This window comes from Paranoxybacillus vitaminiphilus (assembly GCF_003259935.1).
In the GTDB taxonomy this organism is placed as follows: Bacteria; Bacillota; Bacilli; order Bacillales; family Anoxybacillaceae; genus Paranoxybacillus; species Paranoxybacillus vitaminiphilus.
The window spans coordinates 52,009-58,029 of the sequence record NZ_QLMH01000016.1; the positions used below are offsets into that span (position 1 = coordinate 52,009).

A 6,021-nucleotide genomic window follows, 5' to 3' on the forward strand; every position below is an offset into this window, starting at 1 on the left:
AGGGTATTATTTTGGCACAGGTACAATATTATGGCACAGGCCGTCGTAAAAGCTCTGTTGCGCGCGTACGTTTAGTTCCTGGCGACGGACGCATCGTAATCAATGGTCGTGATATTAAAGACTATATCCCATTCGAAGCGTTAATTGAAGTAGTTAAGCAGCCATTAGTATTAACTGAGACTTTAGGCAGCTATGATGTATTAGTAAATGTAAAAGGTGGCGGTTTCTCTGGTCAAGCAGGCGCAATCCGTCACGGTATCGCTCGCGCTTTATTACAAGTTGACCCAGAATACCGTCCAACATTAAAACGTGCAGGCTTATTAACTCGTGACGCTCGTGTGAAAGAGCGTAAGAAATACGGTCTTAAAGGCGCTCGTCGTGCACCACAATTCTCAAAACGCTAATATCAAATGTTTCTTCTTTATCAATCTCAGCCATTGCGGCTGGGATTTTTTGTTTTCTTTATGTACGCATGATTGAGATGAGACGGTAGGAAACTACATCTCAAAGGAGCGTGAAATAGATGAATGTGATTACTTCTTTTAAAGAGAAAAAACGGGAAAAGGAAATCGCTTATGAACGAAAAATGCTCCGGGAACTATCGTTAGAGCAACTGAAAAAACGGGTACACGAATATTTTGCGGATTTCTATCGCACTCACCGTGTTTTTCCTTCGTCTGTTGAAGATAGTTGTGTAGATATTGCGATTGAAGCTTTTTTGCTTGGGGCAAGCTATAGCCGTTTTGGTTATTATGGTGAACCGGTCACAATGGTAAGGCACCGTTGTACAAAAGAGGAAAAATATTTAGTCGACACATTGTTTGATGTTTTGTGTTTTTGGGGAAATATTGATGATGCACTTATTAATGAATCGCTATATTATGCATGTGAACATTATGTGGAAAGCTGGTGGATAGAAGGCTTTGAAAAAGGAAGAAAACGTTGGCGTTTAAAATTGCATTAATGTATGTTCTATTTTCTCTGCTTGTTCCATATAAGATAGAGAAGGGGAAAAGCAGGGGGAGAAACGATGAACAAAAAAATAAAAATGATTGGTTTTGTCATTGGTTTTATCATTTTGATGGTTTTACTTCAATATAAGTTTACTGATAACAGTTCATGGAAATCATGGAATCTTCCGCTCTCAGGAAGAATCATTATTTTAGACCCGGGGCATGGCGGTCCTGATGGTGGCGCGGTCGGAGAAGAAGTGGTCGAAAAAAATGTAGCTTTAAACATAGCGTTAAAATTGCGCGACTACTTACAACAGCAAGGGGCATTAGTTGTGATGACACGTGAAGGGGACAATGATTTAGCTTCAAAGGATACAAAAGGTTACAGCAGGCGGAAAATCGAGGATTTGCAAAAGAGAGCAGAGTTTATTAATGAGTCAGAAGCAGATTTATTCATCAGCATTCATTTAAATGCGATCCCATCTCCGCGATGGCGTGGAGCACAAACATTTTATTATGCCTCCTTTGTGGAAAATGAACGGATTGCGAAATTTATTCAAGCGGAACTTCGGAGAAATCTTGAAAATACGAACCGTTTAGCGAAACCAATTAATGGAGTGTATTTATTAAAGTACGCCAAAAAACCGGGTGCGCTTGTCGAAGTCGGTTTTTTATCTAACTATGATGAGCGGCAGCTTCTATCTTCTGAAGATTACCAAACGAAAGTGGCGGCATCGATATACAAAGGAATTTTAAGATATTTTTCAAATGAAAAAAATCCCCCAAACTAGGGGGCTTTTGTTTTGCTTGAAGTCATCAACAACCGGATTATTTCCATAGAAAAAATAGATTATGTTATATTAGAAATATGAAAACGACTACATAAAAGGATTGGTGATAAACCGTGTTAACAGAACAAAAAGTGACAGAAATTTTGGAAAACATAAAAGATCCGTTCTTACATAAAACATTTAAAGAAACAAATGCTATTCAAGAAATCAAAATAAAAGAGGATAAAGGACATGTAAGCGTCAAAATTGCTTTGGCGAAAACAGGCACTGCTGAGCAGCTCCAAGTACAAAATACAGTTGTACAGCTGTTAAAAAATGCGGGTGCAGAAACGGTAGGATTGCGATTTACGAGCTTGTCTTCAGAAGAACTAGCGAAACATCAAGGAGAGTTAAAACAAACTACCTATATTGCCATTGCGAGCGGAAAAGGCGGGGTAGGAAAATCGACTGTTTCCGTCAATCTTGCTGTATCCCTTGCACGGCTTGGAAAAAAAGTCGGGCTTATCGATGCGGATATTTACGGTTTCAGTATTCCAGATATGATGGGAATAGTGGAAAGACCCGTTGTTCGCGGTGAAAAAATTATTCCTGTGGAGCGTTTTGGCGTAAAAGTGATTTCTATGGGCTTTTTTGTGGAAGATAATGCGCCTGTTATTTGGCGCGGACCGATGTTAGGAAAGATGCTAAACAATTTCTTTAAGGAAGTGGAGTGGGGAGAATTAGATTATTTATTATTAGATTTACCGCCCGGAACAGGAGATGTAGCACTAGATGTACATTCCATGTTACCTGCGTGTAAAGAAATTATCGTTACTACTCCTCACCCAACGGCAGCATTTGTTGCAGCGAGAGCAGGGGCGATGGCGCTTCGCACAGAGCATGAAATCATTGGTGTCATTGAAAATATGTCTTATTTTGAAAGCAAACTAACCGGGGAGAAAGAATATGTATTCGGAAAAGGCGGCGGCAAGAAGCTCGCTGAAGAATTGCAAACAGAGCTTTTAGGACAGCTGCCGTTGCAGCAGCCTGATTGGAATGAAGAAGACTTTGCTCCTTCGGTATATGCGGAAGATCACCCAATCGGAAAAATTTATATGGATATTGCCCGCAAAATCACTGAGAAAATTTCTTAAAAGAAAGCTGGGTGAGATAAGGGTCAGACTTCTCTTACATATTTTAGAGAGTCGGACCCTTATCAGGACAAATTAAAGAAAGAAGTCTTCCGCTTTAAGCGGTTGTACTAGCTGCCCCCTTGTCCTCCGCCCGTATCTTCGCTGCCTTCCCCGCCTTCTTCTCCTTCTTGTTCTTCATCTTTCTTTTTTGTTCCTTGCATATCTTCAGCTGCTTTAATAAGAAGATCTTGAATCTTTGCCTTAAATAATGGGCTTTCAAATGTTTCTGTCATTACTTGTTGAAGATGGGTGCGAAATTCTTTGCTTTTTAACACGGTTATCATCGATTTTTCTACTTCCGGATTTTTTAAAATGTCGATGATCATCGCTTGATATTCTGGGTCTTTCATTAACGCTTTCAACATTTTTTCTTGTTCTGTCTTTAAGCTTTGTGCAAAGCTTTCAGCGAATTTAGGGTCTTCGAACATTTTTTTCCAAAAATCTGCACCTTTTTTAGATGTGAGTGCTTGTTCAACGGTTTGTTTAACAACGGCTTGGTCCATGATAAGTTCCTGTTTCACTTTTTCATCTTTCATAATTTCTTTAATCGCTTTCTTTCCCTCATCCGTTTTTAATATATCAACAATCATCTTTTTTGTTTGATCGTAATCAGGTGGGGGAGGACTTGGCTCTTGAGGAGCACAAGCGCTAAGGAGAAGAAAATAATTCAATAAGAGGAGCGATGTCCATTTTATCATGCGAAATAAGCTCCTTTCTGCAAAGATCCTTATCCTTAATATGAATGTTAGAGAAAAAAATATACATCGGTCTGATTAATGTCTGGCTTTTTCAATAAGTGATTGATAAAATTTTTAAAGGAAATATTAGAACAGTAATGGAGGACTTGACTGTGAACAGCCGTAAATGGGTTCGTTTATTTCTGACAACATTAATCATCGGGGGAATTACAACAGGAATTACTGGTTTTGCAGTAAGATGGAGTGAATATAAAGAACTTTTCTTAGAAATGAATTTCGGAGAAATTTTTGCCGTTTTGCTTTGGTTAATTGGTGTTGGCTTTATTTTCAGTATTATTAGCCAAATGGGGTTTTTTGCTTATTTGACGGTTCATCGCTTTGGCTTAGGAATCTTTCGTTCCGTTTCCCTTTGGAATTCAGTACAACTCGTATTCATTGCATTTGTGTTGTTTGACTTAATTTATTTCCGATATCAAATTTTTGCGAAAGAAGGCGAGTCGATTGTCAGCTATGTATTGATTGCTTTGTTTATTTTCTTATTTGGACTCGTTGTAGCATATATTAAACGTTCGCAAACAAATAAGGAAGCTTTTGTTCCAGCTTTGTTTTTTATGGTCGTAGTCACAGTTATTGAATGGTTTCCGGTATTGAGAATTAACGAAAAGGATTGGCTATATTTAATGTTATTCCCGCTGCTAGTCTGCAATGCTTATCAACTGCTTATACTTCATAAATTAACAGGCACGAAAAAATAAGGATCTGACTCCCTCTAACAATAATGTTGATAGGGGGAGATCCTTTATTTATTAATTGATTTCCTGAGCATTTGTTTTTGCATCTGCAAGCAATTCAGAAATGGATGCATTTTGATAGCCATGTTTTTTCATTTGGCTAATGATTTGCGGCAGTGCTTCTAATGTTTGTTTTGCCGAGTCAGAGGCATGAAGCAAAATAATATCTCCACCTTCGATATTTTCTACTACATTATTGACAATCATACCCACTCCTGGATTAAGCCAATCTTTTGAATCGATACTCCAATGAACAACCGTATATCCTAAAGAGTCAGCAATTTTTAAAACTTTTTTATTAAAATTGCCGCCCGGTGGCCTTAAAAGGGTAACATTTTTTATCCCGAGCATATTAAATACTTTTTGTGCTTGAAGCAAGTCTTTTCTTATTTTGGCATCTTCAAGTTCTGTATAGTTTATGTAGTTGTATCCCATACTCCCGATTTCATGTCCGTCTTCTTTAATTCGTTTAACAATGGTTGGATGTCTTTCCGCCCAGGAAGCAGACAAGAAAAAAGTAGCGTTTTTTATGCCGTGTTTCTTTAAGGTGTCAAGAATGGGAATTGCTTTTTCATCGCCCCAACTAATATCAAATGTTAAAGAAATCTCATTTTTCCTTTTTTCCGCTTTATAAACAGCTTTTGGACCAGTAGGAGTTGAAAAGGCCGGGTTATTTTTCTGTTGAATGTATAAAATGGAAGCAGTAAAAAATGCAGCAATGACGATAATGAATGTTTTTTTTAATACGTGACCGTTTAATACATAAAAAAAGTTCATTGTTCTTCCCCCTCGTCCTAAATCTTCCTCGTGAACATCTTATGCTTGTTCCATAGATTTATGAAAAGTATTTCATAAAATAAATTGAAATGGTAATAATTAGATTAAAGAAAAAGCGAGGTGCAGTAATGTTAGGTTTTTTAGTGACACAAAATGAGATAAAAGAACTTCGTTATTTGTTGAAGCGGGAAATGGAGGAAATTCTCTTTGATATTCAAGATTCACGAATGGATCAAGTTGTAAAGCAAGCATTGGAAGAGCGATATCGTATATTATTTAAACTTTTTATTAGGATCGCTTCACCAAGTGAGTGCAAAAAGTATATTTTTCCGAAAAAAATATACAAAAAGTATTGACATGTAATTTAAGCAGTGATATATTTATAAGCGTCGTCGAGATGATAATAAAAAATTGAGATGACACGAAAAATAGTATTGACAAAACGATTTTGTTTATATTATCATAAAGAAGTCGTTTGTCAATGTTCTTTGAAAACTGAACAAAACGAAGCGTCTACGTCAATGAACGATGAGTTAGATATTAAACTTTCTATGGAGAGTTTGATCCTGGCTCAGGACGAACGCTGGCGGCGTGCCTAATACATGCAAGTCGAGCGGACCAAAGGGAGCTTGCTCCCTGAGGTTAGCGGCGGACGGGTGAGTAACACGTGGGCAACCTGCCCTGCAGACTGGGATAACTTCGGGAAACCGGAGCTAATACCGGATAACACCGAGAACCGCATGGTTCTTGGTTGAAAGGCGGCTTCGGCTGTCACTGCAGGATGGGCCCGCGGCGCATTAGCTAGTTGGTGAGGTAACGGCTCACCAAGGCGACGATGC

8 protein-coding genes and 1 rRNA gene are annotated in these 6,021 nt (G+C 38.3%); 7 read left to right on the top strand and 2 right to left on the bottom strand.

The features are described from left to right. The first annotated feature begins 11 nt into the window (after window positions 1-11). The 4 genes from rpsI to B0I26_RS14575 all read left to right on the top strand — a co-directional run bounded on the left by rpsI (window position 12) and on the right by B0I26_RS14575 (window position 2,877). The gene (gene rpsI / locus B0I26_RS14560) at window positions 12-404 is read left to right on the top strand and encodes a 30S ribosomal protein S9 (RefSeq protein ID WP_111646145.1); all 393 of its coding nucleotides are present in this window, start codon (window positions 12-14) and stop codon (window positions 402-404) included. A gap of 119 nt (window positions 405-523) precedes the next feature. Further along, entirely contained in the window at window positions 524-964 is a 441-nt protein-coding gene (locus tag B0I26_RS14565) for a YbaK family protein (protein WP_111646146.1), read from the top strand. Window positions 965-1,030: 66 nt separating this feature from the next. Beyond that, complete coding sequence (gene cwlD, locus B0I26_RS14570; protein ID WP_111646147.1) at window positions 1,031-1,744, top strand: N-acetylmuramoyl-L-alanine amidase CwlD; 714 nt, start codon at window positions 1,031-1,033, stop codon at window positions 1,742-1,744. Between the two features lie 113 nt (window positions 1,745-1,857). After that, complete coding sequence (locus B0I26_RS14575; protein WP_111646148.1) at window positions 1,858-2,877, top strand: Mrp/NBP35 family ATP-binding protein; 1,020 nt, start codon at window positions 1,858-1,860, stop codon at window positions 2,875-2,877. A 107-nt stretch (window positions 2,878-2,984) separates the two neighbouring features. On the opposite strand, the gene gerD is transcribed toward B0I26_RS14575, so the two are convergent. Continuing rightward, window positions 2,985-3,614, bottom strand: a complete 630-nt coding sequence (gerD, locus tag B0I26_RS14580; RefSeq protein ID WP_111646149.1) for a spore germination lipoprotein GerD — start codon at window positions 3,612-3,614, stop codon at window positions 2,985-2,987. 152 nt (window positions 3,615-3,766) lie between these two features. Between gerD and B0I26_RS14585 the strand changes: the two genes are divergently transcribed. Continuing rightward, entirely contained in the window at window positions 3,767-4,369 is a 603-nt protein-coding gene (locus B0I26_RS14585; RefSeq protein WP_111646150.1) for a KinB-signaling pathway activation protein, read from the top strand. Between the two features lie 51 nt (window positions 4,370-4,420). On the opposite strand, the gene pdaB is transcribed toward B0I26_RS14585, so the two are convergent. Beyond that, a complete protein-coding gene (gene pdaB / locus B0I26_RS14590; RefSeq protein WP_111646151.1) occupies window positions 4,421-5,182 on the bottom strand; it encodes a polysaccharide deacetylase family sporulation protein PdaB in 762 nt (253 codons plus the stop codon). A 128-nt stretch (window positions 5,183-5,310) separates the two neighbouring features. Here pdaB and B0I26_RS14595 point away from each other — a divergent pair, with 128 nt between their 5' ends. Together B0I26_RS14595 and B0I26_RS14600 are read left to right on the top strand one after the other, a co-directional pair. Beyond that, the gene (locus tag B0I26_RS14595) at window positions 5,311-5,538 is read left to right on the top strand and encodes a hypothetical protein (RefSeq protein WP_111646152.1); all 228 of its coding nucleotides are present in this window, start codon (window positions 5,311-5,313) and stop codon (window positions 5,536-5,538) included. Window positions 5,539-5,730: 192 nt separating this feature from the next. Next, a 16S ribosomal RNA gene (locus B0I26_RS14600) occupies window positions 5,731-6,021 on the top strand; the annotation flags it as partial.

Excerpts from the sequence above, each read along its gene's own strand:
- B0I26_RS14565 (WP_111646146.1), top strand. The coding sequence starts at position 524 with ATGAATGTGATTACTTCTTTTAAAGAGAAAAAACGGGAAAAGGAAATC.
- cwlD (WP_111646147.1), top strand. The coding sequence starts at position 1,031 with ATGAACAAAAAAATAAAAATGATTGGTTTTGTCATTGGTTTTATCATT.
- gerD (WP_111646149.1), bottom strand. The coding sequence starts at position 3,614 with ATGATAAAATGGACATCGCTCCTCTTATTGAATTATTTTCTTCTCCTT.
- pdaB (WP_111646151.1), bottom strand. The coding sequence starts at position 5,182 with ATGAACTTTTTTTATGTATTAAACGGTCACGTATTAAAAAAAACATTC.
- B0I26_RS14595 (WP_111646152.1), top strand. The coding sequence starts at position 5,311 with ATGTTAGGTTTTTTAGTGACACAAAATGAGATAAAAGAACTTCGTTAT.